The following is a 16,986-nucleotide window of genomic DNA, read 5'->3' as shown; positions in this document are numbered from 1 at the left end:
GAACGTCGAGAACACGCTGCAATCACACGAACAGCCATCCTTCCAGCCCGCTGTGACGCCGCGTCACTGCCCCCACAAGAAGTGGATCAGAACCGTATCTACCGGCCGCTGTCACGACGGCATGGCCGGCCTGGAGTACGCCACCGGTCGCCTCGACCCGGTACAGGAACTCACCACGCTGCAGGCCCGCTGGTACATGGAAGGCGGCCCCAAGGGCCCCCGCCCAGGCTCTCGACGTGCTCCGCAAGGTCCGCTCCATCCGCGCCCACGGATACGTCCAGGACATCACCGCGGCGCTGGCCCCTGGCGGGAAGAGCAGCAGGTCACCGACTTCACCCACCAGGCCCGCACAACTCTGGCAAAGGCCGTGTAGGGCGGACCGGCCCCCTCGATGGGATGAGCGGCACCAGGCCCGGGCAGATCGCCGCCCGTCCGCGCTCCGGCCCGTGGAGGAAGCGCTGATCACGGCGCGGCGGAGGGGAGTCACCCAAAATTTGGGTGACTCCCCTCCGCCGCGTTCGGAGCTTCACTCACAGCTTCCGCGGGGGCCGCTCACCCGGACTCGCTCACTTCTCGCGGGCATCCGGGGTCCAGACGGCTGGCCCGCCGCCGCGCCACTCGATCAGGCGTGCGTCGTCGAGGCGGACGTCGTCCGGGTCCAGGCCGGCTCGTCGCAGGAACTCCAGGAGATGACGGCCTCGCGGCGGACGACGACCTGATAGGTGATCATTCCGCCGGGGATCGTGAGGGTGTCGCCCTTGGGGTCGAGTCCTTGGTGGTCGCCGGCGTGGAGGTAGGTGACCTCGCACATGCGCACCAGCTCGTCCGCCTTCTTCTCCACCTCCCGCAGAAACGGGGCCGGGGCTGTCCGGGCTGTCGCCTCGGCGCTGAAGGCGTACTCCCACTTCCAGCTCAACCGCCCACCGCCTGCTGGGCTTCATCGAGTACGGCGCTGATCTCGGCAAGGGCCTGGTTCACGGCGTCTTCGTCGTCGTGCTCGTGCTTGTCGTACATGGCCAGGACGTCCTGCGCGTCCTGGAAACGTGTACGCAGGTCCAGGCGCCGGGCGATCTCGATGTTCTGGGCCCAGACCAGCAGTCACGCCTGGATGGGGGCGAGCGACTTGTGGTCGATGGCCTGGGAGAAGGCTTCGTCCATCGTGCGCTGCATTTCGTCCAGGCGGGATGCGTCAACTCTGGCCAGGGCGACCCGCAAGGCGCCTGCGGTGCGCTCCGGCCGGGGAATCAGTTCATCCGCGGTGTGATGCTGGGGTGCCGGTGCCACGGGGTGCTCCTTCCGTGTGGAGTCCGAACCTAACGACAACCCCGTGATCATTTCCCACTTTGCTCCCCCTTCACCCACCCGAGCCCCATGAGCCAGTACGAAGCGCAGTCCCTGCGGAAGAAGTCCGCTCGGCTGCCGCTGGACAGGAGGGTCAGGGTTCGGGCAGCCCGCGCCGAGAGGGCGTGCGCAGGTGAGGCCCGGTGCCCGGACGCTCCATCGGCCGGTCGGCACGTCCGGTCCTTCGCGGCCGTGAAGGACACGTAACCGGATCAAGATGCACGCCAGACGTTCGGCACGGCAGGCTTCGCCCTGCTCCGCAAGCGCTCCTGCTCCAACGCCTGATCGCTCTGCAGGAAGCAGCAGTCCGTCGAAGTTGGCCAGGAGGATGGTGGCAGCCTCGTGGACGCCACCGACGTCGCCCTGGGCGCTGGCCTCCACGATCTCAGCAACGTCGCCGCAGATGATCGACAGCGAGTCACCGCCGAATTCCTCACTGAGGCACATGCGGGGAGCGGAAAGCAGAAGGACCCACCGATCGCTGGGTCGGTGAGTTCTTGAGCGAGGGGTGAGCCAATACGCAGGACTCGATGTCACGTCTCTGGCTGAGTCTGAGAAGCTGCGCAAGACACCCTTGTTGACTGCGAAGCGCCGAACTGGAGAGCTCGTGGACGTAGTTAAGCGCGAGCTGGGCCATCCCTGGGAAGGCGTTCTCGCCGCTCCCGCCCACGGCAGTGACGTCGGCGTTGTGGTCCTGGCCGGTTCCAGCGGACGCATCGAACGCGAACGGGCAGGCATCCTCGCTCAGCAGGGCATCGCGGCTCTGTCCATCCGCTGGTTCGGCGGACCAGGGCAGTCTCCGGGAATCTGTGAGATCCCCTTGGAAACCTTCACCGCTGCGATCGACTTCCTCACCGCGACCGGAGCCCGACGCATCGGCATCCTCGGTGTCTCCAAGGGGGCTGAAGCAGCTCTGCTCACGGCCGTGCACGACCCGCGCGTGGACGTTGTCATTGCGCTGTCGCCCACCTCGCGCGTCTGGTGCAATGTGGGCCCGGGCCCCGATGGGGAACCGCGCCCGTATCGTTCTTCCTGGACCTGGCAGGGGCGGCCCTTGCCTTTTGTTCCGCTGGATGACTCCTGGACCCCGGTCAACCCGGGCAGCGGTCCGGCCGCCATCCGCAGCTGGTACGAACTCAGCGAGCGGAGCTTCGCTCACCTGCTCCCTCGGGCAGAGATCCCCGTCGAAAAGGCCCGGGCCGACCTGCTGCTCGTCGCTGGCGGCGACGACGAGATGTGGCCTTCTCTCCGCTTCGCCGAACAACTGGCAGAACGCCGACACGCAGCCGGGACCACCGTGCACCTCATCGCCCGCCACGATGCCGGCCACCGACCGCGCTTTCCCGGCGAGAGCCCGGCGCCCGCCTCCCCGCACTTCCTGTACGGAGGCACGCCCAGAGCTGACGCGCTCCTGGGAGAGGCTGCGTGGCCGCACATCCTCGACAAACTCGCCAGGACAGCTCCCCCCAGTTGCTGACCGCCGTCAAGAGGCTTCTCCGTCGAGCCGGCTGAGGAGTCCGCCGAAGATCTACTCCCGTGCGACCTGCCCCTTGGCCGCCGCGTCGTCCCGCCAGCGTTCGAGGGTGGGGCGGAACTCGATCGTGGTGACGAAGAAGGTGCAATGGGCATGAATTCACCGCCGGCGTGCTGGACGAGAAGTGGTGCGGCGACATCACATACGTGCAGGTCGGAGCCGCGTGGCTCTACCTCGCTTGCGTCATCGACATCCGGTCGCGCCGAGTCCTCGGCTACCTCTCCCCGATGGAGTTCGAACAGCACCACCACAGGACAGCTAAACTCTCACTCGCGGCATGAACCCCTGTGTCCACACTCCGGGGGGCACCTCACCACTCCGGGTGGGTCTCCTGGCTGCTCTCGGGCAGGCTGGAGACGTTCTACGACGGAATGCGCTGGCCCGGCTGGCGTGAGGAGGCTGCGGCCCTGGCTTTCGAGCAGGGTCTTTCCGTATATCCGTTCCTGTGGTCCGAGGAAGCTCACGCCGATCTCGCGGCCACGAGTCGGCGACCTGTGCCGATGCGCGAGGTGCTGGGAGTCGCAGCGGACTTCGCCCGGCAGATGGGGCCGTCCGATCCTGGTTTCCTGGGCGACGTGTGACTGGCTTCGCTGGCGGTCCTGGTGTGTCAGCGAGGTCCAGAGCCGGGGGACAGGGCCGAGGTTCAACGGACGCGATGGGCCGGCGAACACCCCACGGCTTGACGGCTTAACTGCATGAGGTGTCTTACCTCGCGATAGCCGAGGGAAGAGGTCCGCTTCGATTCTGGTGGCCGGCGGCGGCGCGAGGGGACCGGGCACTACGTGGGCGACCCGTTGTTGCGCGAGCGCCTTTCAGCACCGTGCCGGATCCTCCCGGGCCCGTGTCGGACACTCGCTGTTCCCCTGTTCGGCGCCGGTGTGCGGATATTGATCTTGCTGGTGGAGCGTTGCACACCGCCTCGGCGCCGATCCCGCGATAGTCCCCGGAACCCTGCTGCGCGACTACGCGGACGAGATCGACGGGGTACGCGTCATTTACCTCATTGACCGCTGCGGATCTCGTCGATGCGCTTCGCCAGAGCCTGTGTCTCCGCGACCAGCCGCCTGTGCGCCTTCTTCTGCTCCTCGGCACCCTGGGCCCTGAACGCCCCGCTGAAGTGGGGTTGGAGCTGGGTCCACCAGCCGTAGTCCAGCATTGCCCACGCCTGTGGGCAGAGGGGGGCGCGGGTTTTCGGGAGATAGCCGCTGTCGACCAGGGACTGCTGGTACTTCTTCGGGTCGCTGCCCTCCAGGTAGCACAGGAAGTTGAAGGCCCGCTGCTGGGTAACGGGGTGGTCGCTCGACATGCCCTCCAAGGTCGGCGTGCCTTCCTTGCGTGCGATCTCGTCGAAGAGGATCGCGGCGGCCAGCGACGGGCCCGGCCCGACCTCGTTGACGGTATAGAAGGACGCGAAGCCGTCCGCCGCGTCCTCTTCGAGACCGAGGTTGGCCAGGAGGAGCTGGCGCTGCAGGGCATGGCCCATCTCGTGGCCGAAGATAAATTCGGTCGACAGCACGGTCAGGTCGTCGGTGTTGTACTCGGACGCGGGGAACGGGGCGGGCCGTTCGACGGTCTTCACGACGTCGGCGAGGGCCTTCTCGATCTCGGTCAGGAACGGTGGCGGGACGAAGATCGTCCTGCCGTCGGGCTGGGTGACGGCGTCGGTGACGCCGGGCGGCACGGCGGCGGTGACCTTCACGACCATGTCGTGCGGGAGGGTGAGTGATCTGTTCACCCAGTCGGCCGTACGCTCCAGCACGCGGGAGTTCCGGATCAGTGCCACGGCCTCCCGGTCCTCCGGTTTGACCGTTTGGGCCTCGTAGACGACGGTGACCCTGCCGGAGCGCGCCGCCTGGGGGCGGGGCCCTGCTCCAGGCCCCTGCCCGGCGTCGCGGGCCTCGCCGCTGCACCCGGTCGAGACGACCCCGGCGAGGAGCAGCACACCTGACAGGACGATGCACGCCCTCTTCGAGCGACCGGCGGTGTTCGGCATCCTTGATCGGCTCCCGTCGCGTGTCCCCGCACTGATCCTCCGGCCGTCCGGAGGCGGGTGCCCGTCGAGCCGCCCGTACGGGGGACCGTTCGCTGTGTGGGCGACCTTCGGGAGGCCGCCTGATTCGACCCGTTCGACAACCGCAGCATCAGGGATCCCCGACGAGGACGACCAGGTACGCGCCGTCGCAGTGAGCGACATCATTCCTGGATGGTGTCAGCAATCAGCCCAGGCAGATGTTCCATGGCCCGTTCGAGGATCTTCTCGATGGGCACCGCGTGTCGGCTGCCGTCCACGTTGATGTGGTTCGCCCACTGGGCGGGCTGGTATCGGGCGAGCATCGACAGCGCGTACAGCACTGCCCACCACGCCATCAGCGGGTGGAATTCACGCGGCAGGTCCGCGACGGCGGGGATGAAGTAGCGATGCCCGGCGTACTTCCGGGTCATGGCGGATAGGCTCCAGGCGCTCTTCTCGAGTGCCTGTCTCCGCTGGCATCTTCCAGTGCATGGCCAGCCAGCCGGCGTCCGGGTGGTGCCGCTCGTAGTCCGGCAGGGCGGATTCATAGTCCTGGCGGCTTCGAGAGCCAGCAGGTCACAGGGATGTGTCGAACCTTCACTACGAAAGTTCCGCACGCAACGAAGCTCCGATGATCAAGGGGACCTCCAAGTCGCCCGACCGCCGGAGCCCCGATGTGCCGCCAGTCTGCCACCGTCTGTCTGGTCAAGCCGCCCTCGCGTGAACACCGTGAACTTCCCGGCGCGGCGGCCCGGCTGGCTGTGCTGCCCGATCCCCGTGACCGGCGGGGACGGCGTCATATCCTCGCCTCGGTGTTGTTGACTGCCGCCTGCGCCGTCCTGGCCGGTGCCCGTTCCTACCTGGCCATCGGGCAGTGGGCCCGCCACGCACCCCAGGACACCCTCTCCCGCCTGGGATTTCACGCACGAGGGCCCCTCGGGGTACACCGTCCGGCCTCGCCCTCGACCGTGCGCCGGGTGCTGGTCCTGGCGGGCTCGCAGACCTTCTCGGCCACGACCCGGCCGGGACGGAGTCGGTCGCGGTCGACGGCAAGACCGCCCGCGGCTCACGAACCGAAACCGCCCCGGCCGCCCACCTCCTGTCCGCTGTGACGGCCGCCGGCCGGACCGTCAGCCAGCTCCGGGTACCGGATAAAACCAACGAGATCACCGCGTTCACCGCCCTGCTGGCCCCCTTCGATCTGACCGGCGCCGTGGTGACCGCCGACGCCCTCCACACCCAACGCGAGCACGCGAAATGGCTGGTGGAGAGGAAGAACGCCCACTACCTGATGGTCGGCAAGGGCAACCAGCCGAAACTGCACGCGGCGCTCAAAGCCCTGCCGTGGAAGGAGGTGACCGCCCGCCGCTCCGACCGCGAGGCCGGGCACGGCCGGCGCGAGACCCGCTCGGTGCGCACCGTCACCGTCACCGGCCTGGACTTCCCGTACCTGGTCCAGGCCGTGAAGATCCACCGGCACCGCACCGATCTGAAGACCGGCAAGGTCACCCGGCAGACCGTCCACGCCATCACCGACATGACGTCGTCTGAGGCATCACCCCAGCTCATCGGCCGCATCGACTCCGAGAGGTCTCCTACGCGCCGTTCACCCGGCGACTCGACCTACTCGGACTGCCCCTGACCTGCACCGGGACATGATCAACCAGACTATGAATCAGCCCTGCCCCGGGTCCCGGTCCGGGGTGCTCACATGCGTTCCGTCCGCATCGTCGTATCGAAGCGGCCCTCCGATGAGGCAGATTCGGTCGATTCCCCGCAGCTGCCCCTTGGGTGCGGGATTCGTCTATCCAGGGGCGGGGATCCCGCCCACGGTGCGGTGTGGAGGTGCTGGTGGAGAAGGACGAGATCTGGACGTCCGAGGAGTACGGGAAGTCGCACGAGGGCCGGGTCGGGACGCTCCTGGAAGACGGAAGCAGTCCCAAGCCGGTGTACTTCGACTCGAACTCCGGCGGCTTCGGTTGGGAGGTCCGCCACTGGTCCGTCTACGACGGCGGTGCCTACCCGCAGCGCCCCCGGACGCATGCCCTGCAGGGGGAGTGCTCGTGCGGCTGGCGGGGCGAGCCCCGCATCCTGGACCGGACAACGGCCGGCAATCTGCCCTTCCGTGAGTACGGCTGGGAGCCTGCCAGGGACTGCCAGGACGATTGGGACCGGCACATCACAGCTGTCGGAGCCACCACCGTCCCCCTGCCCGCCGAACTGGAGACCCTTCTCCGGGACGTCGCCGAGGCGATCGAGCACTCGGCCAGGACGCACCGACCGCCGCCCTGAAAGCTGCCCACTCCCTGGAACTCATCGCCGGACGCACCGCGCACGGTCCTGCCCACGACGCTCGTGGGCAGGACCCGGAGAAGGTGGCCGCGGCCTTGGGGCTGAACGCCGACGACTCCCGGACCCTCCTGGCCCGCTACTGCGGCTGGAGCCACTACGGCGAAGCGCTGGAAGGCCCGAGCACCTCAGTCTTGGTCGAAGGAGGGTTACAGGGCGGGCTCGTAGACGACGGCGGTGGTGGGGCAGTCCTCGGCGATCCCGAAGAGCGCCTGGCGCTCGTTCTCGTCGACGGCCAGATCCCAGCGCAGCTTCGCGCCGACCCACGTCGCGGCGTACGTGCAGTGGTAGGAGCCGTCCGACGGCATCCACTGCGCCGGATCCTTGTCGCTTTTGCTCCTGTTGGAGGCGGCGGAGACGGCGATCAGGGTGTCGGGGGACGCCTGGTCGTTCGCGTACGCCTCACGGCGGGCCGCATCCCACGCGTAGCCGCCGGCCGGCGGGGAGCGTCACTCCAGTTGTGCCGTATTCCCGCTGACGGCCCTGTGGGGCGGGGGCGCCGGGTGCGGTGGCTCGTCACTCGGGGCCGTCCGTGTCAGGCGACCAGCTCGTACATGCTCCGGGCCGTCAGCCACAGGCCGGCGAGCAGGGAGAGCGTGACGATCAGCTGCTCCTGGTGCTGCTCCAGCCAGCTCCGCAGGGCGTTCAGCCGGGCGTCCGCGGCCGCGGACGCCCAGAGCGCGTACATCTCCATGACGATCAGGCTGAGCGTGGCCAGCAGGCAGTAGCCTGTCAGTGCGAGCCAGTCGGTGGGGGTGGAGAGGTTCGCGTCGATGGCGGTCGCGGCGCCGGCGCCGACCAGTGCCCAGGGTTGCAGCAGCCATGCCAGGCCGGCTGCGGTGGCCGGGGAGGCGTTGTCGATCCGGGCGGTCCAGCGCGGTGGGCCGTGCGGGCGGGGCGGTCGGCGGTGCCGGTGGGCGCCGTACAGCACCAGAGCCACGCCGATGGCGAGTTTCGCAGCGATCGCGGCGGTCGAGGGCGCGCTGTGACGGGCCGGGGGCTGTCCGCCGGTCAGCAGCACCACGCAGGCGATGACCGCGATCAGGTTGGCCAGCCACGACAACAGGAACGCCAGGCCCTGGCGGACGCCGCGCCGTGAGGAGAGAAGCAGGATGAAGGCGCTGTTGTGCAAAGGCCCCAAGGTGACGGCCGTACCGATCACCACCAGGTCAAGGACCATAGGGTCAGCCGCTCCTGGGTGTCAGGACCGTCAGCCACGTGTGGATGGGCGGGACCGGTCAACGGAGTCGGGCGGCGCTGCGGTGCTGCATCCCGACTCTGCAGGTGGCGGCCCGGCTGGTCAAGCAGGCCACGCCCGCATCCTCGCCCGCGTCAATCCGGTCCTCAGACCTGCTTTCGACGGCCATGGGGCAAGGCCGCGCACGACACGGTCGGCGACCGGCTGACCGGCTGACCTCTCAGGCTCCCGGTCCGCTCGGCCTCTCGGTGGCGGCGGAGGCGGAGTCCTCGGTGTAGTAGCGCCGCAGGAGTTCCCGCTCGGCGTCCCGGTGCGGGAACATGAAGAAGATCAGCAGCGCACCCAGGGCGATCGCGGCCAGGCCGACGGTGTACGCCCAGTCGTCGCCGTGGAGGAATGACTGGCGTGCTGCCGCGATGATCTGGTCGGCGTACCGGGGGTGCTGCTGGGCGACCTGCCCGGCGGAGGCGAACGACTTCGTCAGCTCGCTCTGGACCTGGTCCGACACGTCCTTGCTCTCGGGGGAAGCGGCGATCGCCGCGCTGAAGGCCGAGGCATAGCCGGCGGTCAGGAGCACGCCCATGATGGACTGCATGATGGCCCCGCCGAGGTCCCGTTGCAGGTCGGCGGTGCCTGAGGCCATGCCAGCCCGTCGCACGGGCACCGATCCGGTCAGCGAGTGGGATGCGGGCGTCCCGGCGAAGCCGGCGCCGATACCGATGAGCACGTAGGCGAAGCCGATCTGCCAGTAGCTGCTGTCCTCGCCCCAGAACAGCAGCATCCAGGCGAAGGCAAGGAAGAGGAATGCGTAACCGATCAGCAGGGTCGTGCGGGCGCCGCGTGTCTCGACCAGCTTCGCGGACCGTGGCGCCACGAGCACCATCATCACGACGAGGGGGAGGATGGCGGCGCCGGCTTCGACGGGGTTGTACTCGAGCACGTTCTGCAGGTACTGCTGACTGATGAATGCCGACCCCATCATGGAGCCGAACACGATGATTCCCGCGCAGGCGGCGACCCAGAACGTGCGCCGGCCGGCGACGTGGAGGTCGTACAACGGGTTGGGAGCCCGGCGCTGACGCCAGAAGAACGCCGCTCCGGCAGCCAGGGCGATCACCACGAGGCCGACGACCAGTGCCCCCTGGTCGGGGACGGCGGCGAAATTGATCGCCAGCACCAGTCCCGCGACCAGGAGGACGGACAGGATGCCGCCGAGGTTGTCCACCGGTTCGGCCGACTCGTTGGCGTGCGCGGGGACGAACAGCAGGGCCATGACCAGCGCGACCACGGCGAGGGGCAGGGTGACCAGGAACACCGACCCCCAGTAGAAGCGTTCGAGCAGCGCGCCCGAGATCACCGGCCCGAGCATGGAGATGCCACCGCCCAGAGCCGACCACAGCGCGATCGACTTCGTCCGCCCCGGCCCCGACCACAGGGCGGTGATCAGCGCCAGGGTGGTCGGGTAGGCCATGCCGGCCGAGAGCCCGCCGAGGATCCGGGCCACCACGAGGACGGTGTCGTTCGGCGCGTACGCGGCGAGCAGGCAGGCGGGGATGGACAGAGCGATGCCGAGGAGCAGCAGCAGCTTGCGCCCGTGACGGTCGCCGACCGCACCCAGATAGAGCACCGATGCGGCCAGGCCGAGGGAGTACCCCACGGCGATCAGGTTCAGCGCAGTCTGGGAGGAGTCGAAGGCCTTCCCGATCGCGGGCAGCGCCACGTTGGCCACCGACAGGTTCAAGTTGGCCACCGCGGCAACGATGATCAGGGACGCCAGAACGAGCGACGCCCGCGCCGGGGCCTCACGCGGAACGTCGATGCGAGGCGCGCCGCTTTTCGACATGGAACCTCCGGGGCGAAGTTGGGCTTCGCGAGAGTCTTACCTGATCCGCCGTGCCGCACATCGCCCCATTGGGATGACACGCCCACCGTCGCTGACGCGGTCCGCCCGCCCCGCCGGTGCCCGCCGCGGTTTTCGGACCGCAGCGGGTTGTTGACCGGTATCGCGGCCGGTTCCTGTGTCAGCGGTCGAGCAGGCCAGAACGCGCCAACAGCGCCCATCGGCCGAGGACCGGAACGAGGGGACACCGGACGCCCGGTGACGGCCGGCGCATATCCCCTCAGCTCCCGGCCTCGGCCGTGACGCGGCGGGCCAGCTCAAAGCCCTCGTGCTGCGGCCCGCCCGGTGCGGCGGACCGCGACGACACCTCTCGGGTCCCTGCCCACGGCTTGGCCACCTCGTGGGTCCGCGGCGTTCCGCCCAGCGACGTCTTCGACGCCGATACGGCCCACCCCATCGGTCTGCTCCACCGGACCGCCCCGCTCGACCAGCTGGACGAGGTAATCGATTCCTGGACCAGGCCCCCGTCCGACGCTCGCCCGAAGCATTCGTCCTGACCAAACGGATGCCGGCCGGCTGATGCGACGTCCGGCCCGCCACGGGCTGCCGGGGCACGGGACGGCCGGGTGCCCGGCGCGTGTGGCGGCCACAGTCGGCGCAGCGACGTACCCGATCGCTCACGGTCGGGTCGGGCACCTCGCGCCAGGGCTCAACGACCGGGTGCGGTCCTCGTGCTGGAGCGGACGACGAGCCGTGGTTCGACCGAGCGCGGCTCGGGGACGGCGCCGGGGGCGTCGATCTGGCGGAGCAGGTGGGTCACCGCGAGGGCTCCCATGTGCTGGAACGGCTGGGCGATGGTTGTGAGGGAGGGCGAGCAGTACTCGGCGAGCTCGATGTCGTCGAATCCGACGACCGAGATGTCGTCCGGTACGCGCCGGCCCACCTCGTGCAGGGCCCTGATCACCCCGAAGGCCATCTCGTCGCTCGCGACGAAGATGGCGGTGGCGTCCGGGATCCGCGCGAGCACCAGGCCGTTGCGGTAGCCGGAGGCGGGTGACCAGTCCCCTTCCAGTGGTGGCGGAACGGCACGGCCCGCGCTTTCGAGGGCGGATCGCCACCCGTCGCGGCGGTGGGCCGATTCCAGCCACTCCGCGGGGCCGGCGATGTGCCAGACCGTCTCGTGTCCGAGGTCCAGCAGGTGCTGGGTGGCGATGCGGGCGGCCTGGACCTGGTCGAGGGCGAGGACCTCGGTCGCGTCGGTGCGCGAGCCGTCGATGGTGACGGTGGGCGTGGTGCGGGTCAGCTGCTCGATCCTGCTGCTGGTGTGGATGAGGGGCACCGAGAGGATGATCCCTTCGACGTCCTGGTCAGCGAGTCGGGAGAGTGCGTTCTCGATGGCGGAGGTGTCCAGCGAGGCGGTGGTGGCGGCGCTGACGGCGTAGCCGGCCTCGTGGGCGGCCTTCTCGATGCCGGACGTGACAGCGGCCCTGGAGTAGAAGCTCGTCTGGAGGGTGACGACGCCGATGGTCCGGCTCCGGCCCGACGAGAGCATCCGGGCGGCGTTGTTGCGGCGGTAGCCGAGCTGGTCGACCGCCGCCAGGACCTTGGCGCGCGTCTTCTCCTGCACGTTGGGGTGCCCGGCGAGCGCGCGCGAGACGGTCTGGGCGGACACGCCGGCGACCCGGGCGACGTCCAGCATGCCCGGGGGGCGCGCTCCGCCGTTGGTGTCACCGCTCTTCGACATGGGGTCCTTTTCTCCTGTCCGACCTGGTCAATGATATCGCTCACATGACGGCCCACGTGCCGTATTCCCTGGCCGGATGCCGCCTCCTACCCACTATTGGCATCGATAACATTCTCTGCCATAGTTTCGGCAATCAGCACGCCGGACGGACGACTCCGCCGGTGTACGCCGCCGGACACGAGGCTCCCGTGCAGGACGACTCCGTTGCCTGCCGCGGCACTCAGGAGGAGCTGTGAAGCGTAGAATCATCCACCTCGCGGGAGCGGCGGGGGCTCCCGGCCTCGTCCCTGCGACCCGCGGGAGCGCGGGTCCGGGCTCGCGTGCGGGCTCGACCTCCGGATCGGCCCCCGAAAAGGCATCGATAACATTCCGGGGAAGGCCGCCGGGCCACGAGGACTCCCTTGGCCTCGCGCCGCGGCGCCTGCGGCGCGCGGGCACGGCCACCGGAGCCGTCAAGTGACCCCTCCCGCCCTCACTGCCGAGTCCGTCCGCACCGCCCGCCGCACCCCCGTCGCCGACGCGCTGGTCACGCAGCCCGTACTGAGCTGGGCCGACGACGGCACCTTCCTGCGCCACAGGCGGCCCCACCGGATCCTGTCCGGCTCCCTGCACTACTTCCGCGTCCACCCGGAGCAGTGGGCCGACCGCCTCCAGCGCGTCGCCGCGCTCGGCCTGAACACTGTGGACACCTACGTGCCGTGGAACTTCCACGAGCGCAGACGCGGTGACATCCGCTTCGACGGCTGGCGTGACCTGCCCCGGTTCCTGCGGCTAGCGGAGGAAGCCGGCCTGGACGTCATCGTCCGCCCCGGCCCGTACATCTGCGCCGAATGGGACAACGGCGGCCTGCCCGCCTGGCTGACCGGACGCCCCGGCATGCGGCCCAGGAGCAGCCACCGCGAGTTCCTCGACGAGGTCGGACTCTGGTTCGACGTACTGATCCCGCTCGTCGCCGCCCACCAGGCGGCGCAGGACGGCCCGGTCGTGGCCGTGCAGATCGAGAACGAGTACGGCAGCTACGGCGACGACCACACCTACATGCGCTGGCTGCGCGACGCCCTGGTGGCACGCGGCGTCCGCGAGCTGCTGTTCACGGCGGACGGGCCCACACCACTGATGCTCGACGGCGGCACCCTTCCCGGCGAACTGGCGGCCACCACGTTCGGCTCACGCCCCGACCAGGCCGCCGGGCTGCTGCGCTCACGGCGCGCCGGCGAGCCCTTCCTCTGCGCCGAGTTCTGGAACGGCTGGTTCGACCACTGGGGCGAGCCACACCACGTCCGTTCCCCGTCGAGCGCCGCCGACGACGTCGACGGCGTCCTGGCCCTAGGCGGGTCGCTGAGCCTGTACATGGCGCACGGCGGCACCAACTTCGGGCTGTGGGCCGGCGCGAACCACGACGGCACGGCCCTCCAGCCGACCATCACCAGCTACGACTCCGACGCCCCCGTGGCCGAGCACGGCGCGCTCACCCCCAAGTTCCACGCGCTGCGCGACAAGCTCGCCCCCCACAGCACCCGCCCCGTCCCCGAGCCGCCGGACGACCCGCTCCTGCTGGAGCCCGCCACCCTCTGCGTGCACCGCGGGTCCGCGCTGCTGGACGCGTTGAGGTCGGTGTCGACCCCCGTGCACGCCGCCAACCCGCTCAGTTTCGAGGAACTCGGACAAGCCTCCGGCCTCGTGCTCTACACCGCGCACCCGGTCGTACCGCCCGGCACCCACGAGGTGACGGTCACCGGCCTCCACGACCGCGCACAGGTCTTCGTCGACGGCACCCTCGTCACCGTCCTGGACCGGCCGACGGCATCCTTCGGCGTCACCGGCACGGGCGCGGCGATCCGGCTCGAACTGCTGGTGGAGAACCAGGGGCGCATCAACTACGGCCCGCTGCTCGGACAGGGCAAGGGCATCCTGGGCGGGGTCCGCGTGGAGCGGCGGCTCGTCCACGGATGGTCCATGCACCCCCTGCAGCTCGACGAATGGACCGCCGAGGACCTCACGCGCGCCAGCACGGCCGCCGAGCCCTCTGACGGCCGCGGCATCGCCACCGCGCGCCTGCGGGTCGAGGAGCCCGCCGACACCTTCCTGCGCCTGCCCGGCTTCGGCAAGGGCTTCGTCTGGGTCAACGACACCCTGCTCGGCCGCTACTGGGACGTGGGCCCGCAGACGACCCTCTACGTTCCCCGTCCGCTGCTGCGCACAGGGGACAACGTCCTGACGGTCCTCGAACTCGACCACTTCGGCCACCGCGTCGACCTCGTGGACGCGCCCGACCTCGGGCCCTGCGAGGAGTACGTCGAGACGTTCGACTGACGCGCCGGACTCAGGCCGTGTCACAGCGGTCCCGAGCACGAACCGACGTCCCGCAGGACGACGGACCATCAAAGGAGCCGGCCCCCACGGCTCCGCCGATCAAGGAGTACCCGTGATCGCTCCTCGAAGCAGACTGGCCGGCGCACTCGCCGCCGCCGCGCTGGTCCTCTCCGGCGGCAGCACGCTGCTGATGCCCACGGCATCCGCGGCGCCGGCCGCCCCCGCCCCCGCCTACACCGTCACGGTCGGCGCCAAGGGCTCCTGGACGCACCCCGACGACACCCCCGCCGGCACGTACGTCGACAAGGACGGCACGTTCTACTTCCAGCAGGCCCACGCGCTCTACGGCGCCGACGACCCCCGCAAGTGGACGTTCTTCACGGGGACCAACCTGGACACCGCCACCCGGTCCGGTGCCATCAGCGACGCGGTCAACCCGGCCAACTCCAACGACCGCAACAACGACACCACTTGGCGCTGCGACAACAGCCCGACCGGTCTCGAATCGACACCCGCTCCGGCGGGCTCGGGCTACGCACACCGGAACTACTGCGACCTCGCCGGCGTCTGGGTCGACCCGGACACCGGCGACTGGTACGGACTCGTGCACAACGAGTTCACCCCGCAGCCGTTCGCCGACGGCTTGCACTACGACGGCATCGACTACGCCGTCTCCAAGGACCAGGGCCGCACGTGGACCATCAAGGACCACGTCATCACCTCGCCCTACAGCACCGAGCGCGGCGACAACGCCGCCTTCCCGCAGCAGACCTTCCACTACGGCACCGGTGACCAGCGGCTGTTCGTCGACACCGGATCCGGCTACTTCTACGCCTTCTACGGCTCCCGGATCGTGAACAAGGGCGGTGGCTGGGCCGCGTTCTACGGGCATGTGGCCCGCGCTCCGATCTCGGCGAAGCTGGCGCCGGGCTCCTGGCAGAAGTGGTACGACGGAGCCTGGTCCGAGCCCGGCCTCGGCGGCCGCGAGAGCAACATGGTCCCCGTCGGCTCCGGCAGCGCGACCGGATACACCCCGCCGTCCAAGGAGTACGACCCGGCCAACAGCGGCTCGGTGAGCCAGCAGGTCGCCGCCGGCCTGATGCCCCCGACGTCCCCGCTGTTCGTCATGGACATCACCTACAACGCCCACCTCGGCCTGTACATCGGCCAGCCCCAGGCGGTCGACCAGAGCGGCAACGCTTCCCAGGAGATCTACGCCACCGCCGACCTGACCACCCAGAAGTGGTTCCGTCTCGGCGATACGGGCAGCTACAAGAACGCCTCCTGGTACCGCTGGTTCCTCGACAGCGGCAACAAGACCAGCTCGACGATCGTCGGCAAAAACTTCCGCTCGTACTGCTCCTTCGGCTGCTCGGGCGGAGCGAGCAGCGAGTACGTCAACCTCGCGATCGACACGACCGCGCCCGCCGCGCCGGTCGACACCTCCAAGGCCTACCGCATCAGCAGCGCCGGCGGCCGGGTCCTGGCCCAGGTCTCCGGCAGCCCGGCCACCACCTCGCGCGCCGCCGCCACCGGCTCCAGCCTCGAGTCGTGGACCTTCGCCTCTAACGGCGACGGCTCCTACCGCATCGCCAACTCCGGCACCGGTCAGCTCCTCGGAGTGGGCACCACCTCCACGGCCACCCGCGCCTGGGGCACCAAGCCCACCGCCACCGCGGCCGGAACCGGCGGGCCCACCGTCGGCCAGCAGTGGTTCGTCATCCGCGGCACCTCACCCGCCAACGGCACCCCGACCGGCACGTACAAGATCGTCAACCGGTACAGCGGCCTCGTCATCGGTCTCTCCGCGGACTCCGCCCGCCCGTCCGAGACCACGCCCGTCCGCAGCTGGACCAACACCACCGGCAACACGGTCGGCGGCACCCGCACGGCTGCCGAGCAGACCCTGACACTGGCCCCGATCGCCCCGGCACCCGAGACGGTGACGGTCGCCAACCCGGGCAACCAGACCGGCACCCTGAGCAAGGCCGTCTCCCTCCAACTCGCGGCGACCGACTCCGCCGGCAAGCCCGTGACCTTCTCGGCGACGGGCCTGCCCGCCGGACTGAGCATCAGCTCCAGCGGCCTGATCACCGGCACCCCCACCGCCGCCGGCACCTCGGCCGTGACGGTCACCGCGGCCTCCTCCTCCGCCACCGGCACGGCCACGTTCACGTGGGCGGTCACGGCCTTCCTCGACGGAGTCCACACCCTCACCGCCGGGGGCAAGGCACTCGACAACCCCGGCCACAGCACCACCCCCGGCACCCAGCTCATCACCTGGGCTCCCAACGGCGGCGCCAACCAGCGCTGGGCCTTCACCCAACAGCCTGACGGCACGTACCAGTTGAAGAACAGCGAGTCCGGCCTGTGCGCCGACGTCGAGGGAGGCTCCACCAGCCGCGGCGCGAAGATCATCCAGTGGACCTGCGGCAACGGCGCCAACCAGCGCTGGACCATCACGCGCCAGGCCAACGGCACCCACACGGTCGTCTCCGCGGCGAGCGGACTGCTCCTCACCCCCGCGTCCTCCACCGATGGCGCACCGGTCACCCAGCAGCCTGACACCGGCGCCGCGCTCCAGAGGTGGACCGTCGGCTGAGTCCACCGCGGCCATGACCGGCCCGCCGTGGTCCCGGGCAGTACCCGGGACCTG

14 protein-coding genes and 3 pseudogenes are annotated in these 16,986 nt (G+C 69.8%); 9 read left to right on the top strand and 8 right to left on the bottom strand.

Annotated elements, in window-relative coordinates; genetic code table 11:
- Positions 1-373: pseudogene (locus ACFWB8_RS34465) on the top strand (hypothetical protein); the annotation flags it as partial.
- Positions 374-622: 249 nt separating this feature from the next.
- Here ACFWB8_RS34465 and ACFWB8_RS34460 read toward each other — a convergent pair.
- Together ACFWB8_RS34460 and ACFWB8_RS34455 are read right to left on the bottom strand one after the other, a co-directional pair.
- The gene (locus tag ACFWB8_RS34460) at positions 623-916 is read right to left on the bottom strand and encodes a hypothetical protein (RefSeq protein WP_385236410.1); all 294 of its coding nucleotides are present in this window, start codon (positions 914-916) and stop codon (positions 623-625) included.
- Positions 917-1,098: 182 nt separating this feature from the next.
- On the bottom strand, positions 1,099-1,788 hold the full coding sequence (locus ACFWB8_RS34455; protein WP_385236404.1) for a hypothetical protein: 690 nt from the start codon (positions 1,786-1,788) through the stop codon (positions 1,099-1,101).
- A gap of 160 nt (positions 1,789-1,948) precedes the next feature.
- On the opposite strand from ACFWB8_RS34455, the gene ACFWB8_RS34450 reads away from it, so the two are divergent.
- The 3 genes and pseudogenes from ACFWB8_RS34450 to ACFWB8_RS34440 all read left to right on the top strand — a co-directional run bounded on the left by ACFWB8_RS34450 (position 1,949) and on the right by ACFWB8_RS34440 (position 3,456).
- The gene (locus ACFWB8_RS34450; RefSeq protein WP_385236401.1) at positions 1,949-2,818 is read left to right on the top strand and encodes an acyl-CoA thioester hydrolase/BAAT C-terminal domain-containing protein; all 870 of its coding nucleotides are present in this window, start codon (positions 1,949-1,951) and stop codon (positions 2,816-2,818) included.
- A gap of 152 nt (positions 2,819-2,970) precedes the next feature.
- A pseudogene (locus ACFWB8_RS34445) lies at positions 2,971-3,093 on the top strand (IS3 family transposase); the annotation flags it as partial.
- Between the two features lie 69 nt (positions 3,094-3,162).
- On the top strand, positions 3,163-3,456 hold the full coding sequence (locus tag ACFWB8_RS34440; protein WP_385236398.1) for a DUF2625 family protein: 294 nt from the start codon (positions 3,163-3,165) through the stop codon (positions 3,454-3,456).
- Positions 3,457-3,875: 419 nt separating this feature from the next.
- Here the strand turns inward: ACFWB8_RS34440 and ACFWB8_RS34435 are convergent, their stop codons facing one another.
- Complete coding sequence (locus tag ACFWB8_RS34435; protein WP_385236395.1) at positions 3,876-4,868, bottom strand: DUF4344 domain-containing metallopeptidase; 993 nt, start codon at positions 4,866-4,868, stop codon at positions 3,876-3,878.
- A 200-nt stretch (positions 4,869-5,068) separates the two neighbouring features.
- A complete protein-coding gene (locus tag ACFWB8_RS34430; RefSeq protein ID WP_385236392.1) occupies positions 5,069-5,317 on the bottom strand; it encodes a YaaC family protein in 249 nt (82 codons plus the stop codon).
- Between the two features lie 243 nt (positions 5,318-5,560).
- Between ACFWB8_RS34430 and ACFWB8_RS34425 the strand changes: the two are divergent.
- The 3 genes and pseudogenes from ACFWB8_RS34425 to ACFWB8_RS34415 form a co-directional block, all read left to right on the top strand.
- Positions 5,561-5,836: pseudogene (locus ACFWB8_RS34425) on the top strand (transposase family protein); the annotation flags it as partial.
- Entirely contained in the window at positions 5,761-6,528 is a 768-nt protein-coding gene (locus ACFWB8_RS34420) for an ISAs1 family transposase (protein WP_385236389.1), read from the top strand. The pseudogene ACFWB8_RS34425 and the gene ACFWB8_RS34420, both read left to right, overlap by 76 nt.
- A gap of 209 nt (positions 6,529-6,737) precedes the next feature.
- The gene (locus ACFWB8_RS34415) at positions 6,738-7,178 is read left to right on the top strand and encodes a hypothetical protein (RefSeq protein ID WP_385236386.1); all 441 of its coding nucleotides are present in this window, start codon (positions 6,738-6,740) and stop codon (positions 7,176-7,178) included.
- Positions 7,179-7,384: 206 nt separating this feature from the next.
- On the opposite strand, the gene ACFWB8_RS34410 is transcribed toward ACFWB8_RS34415, so the two are convergent.
- The 4 genes from ACFWB8_RS34410 to ACFWB8_RS34395 form a co-directional block, all read right to left on the bottom strand.
- On the bottom strand, positions 7,385-7,543 hold the full coding sequence (locus ACFWB8_RS34410; protein ID WP_385236383.1) for a hypothetical protein: 159 nt from the start codon (positions 7,541-7,543) through the stop codon (positions 7,385-7,387).
- Positions 7,544-7,770: 227 nt separating this feature from the next.
- Entirely contained in the window at positions 7,771-8,415 is a 645-nt protein-coding gene (locus tag ACFWB8_RS34405) for a GAP family protein (protein WP_385236380.1), read from the bottom strand.
- A 238-nt stretch (positions 8,416-8,653) separates the two neighbouring features.
- Positions 8,654-10,276, bottom strand: coding sequence for an MFS transporter (locus ACFWB8_RS34400; protein ID WP_385236377.1), 1,623 nt, complete (start codon positions 10,274-10,276; stop codon positions 8,654-8,656).
- 706 nt (positions 10,277-10,982) lie between these two features.
- The gene (locus ACFWB8_RS34395) at positions 10,983-12,017 is read right to left on the bottom strand and encodes a LacI family DNA-binding transcriptional regulator (RefSeq protein WP_385236374.1); all 1,035 of its coding nucleotides are present in this window, start codon (positions 12,015-12,017) and stop codon (positions 10,983-10,985) included.
- A 522-nt stretch (positions 12,018-12,539) separates the two neighbouring features.
- On the opposite strand from ACFWB8_RS34395, the gene ACFWB8_RS34390 reads away from it, so the two are divergent.
- Together ACFWB8_RS34390 and ACFWB8_RS34385 are read left to right on the top strand one after the other, a co-directional pair.
- Positions 12,540-14,330 (top strand): glycoside hydrolase family 35 protein, encoded by a 1,791-nt coding sequence (locus ACFWB8_RS34390; RefSeq protein ID WP_385236407.1) that lies wholly within the window; start codon positions 12,540-12,542, stop codon positions 14,328-14,330.
- A 112-nt stretch (positions 14,331-14,442) separates the two neighbouring features.
- Positions 14,443-16,932, top strand: coding sequence for an RICIN domain-containing protein (locus tag ACFWB8_RS34385; RefSeq protein WP_385236371.1), 2,490 nt, complete (start codon positions 14,443-14,445; stop codon positions 16,930-16,932).
- Positions 16,933-16,986 lie beyond the last annotated feature (54 nt).

This window comes from Streptomyces sp. NPDC060031 (genome assembly GCF_042736805.1).
Lineage (GTDB): Bacteria > Actinomycetota > Actinomycetes > Streptomycetales > Streptomycetaceae > Streptomyces.
Note: the sequence above shows the minus strand (reverse complement) of the source record. Positions and strands in the feature narration are given on the sequence as shown.

Excerpts from the sequence above, each read along its gene's own strand:
- ACFWB8_RS34410 (WP_385236383.1), bottom strand. The coding sequence starts at position 7,543 with ATGCCGTCGGACGGCTCCTACCACTGCACGTACGCCGCGACGTGGGTC.
- ACFWB8_RS34400 (WP_385236377.1), bottom strand. The coding sequence starts at position 10,276 with ATGTCGAAAAGCGGCGCGCCTCGCATCGACGTTCCGCGTGAGGCCCCG.
- ACFWB8_RS34455 (WP_385236404.1), bottom strand. The coding sequence starts at position 1,788 with ATGTGCCTCAGTGAGGAATTCGGCGGTGACTCGCTGTCGATCATCTGC.
- ACFWB8_RS34405 (WP_385236380.1), bottom strand. The coding sequence starts at position 8,415 with ATGGTCCTTGACCTGGTGGTGATCGGTACGGCCGTCACCTTGGGGCCT.
- ACFWB8_RS34435 (WP_385236395.1), bottom strand. The coding sequence starts at position 4,868 with ATGCCGAACACCGCCGGTCGCTCGAAGAGGGCGTGCATCGTCCTGTCA.
- ACFWB8_RS34430 (WP_385236392.1), bottom strand. The coding sequence starts at position 5,317 with ATGACCCGGAAGTACGCCGGGCATCGCTACTTCATCCCCGCCGTCGCG.
- ACFWB8_RS34395 (WP_385236374.1), bottom strand. The coding sequence starts at position 12,017 with ATGTCGAAGAGCGGTGACACCAACGGCGGAGCGCGCCCCCCGGGCATG.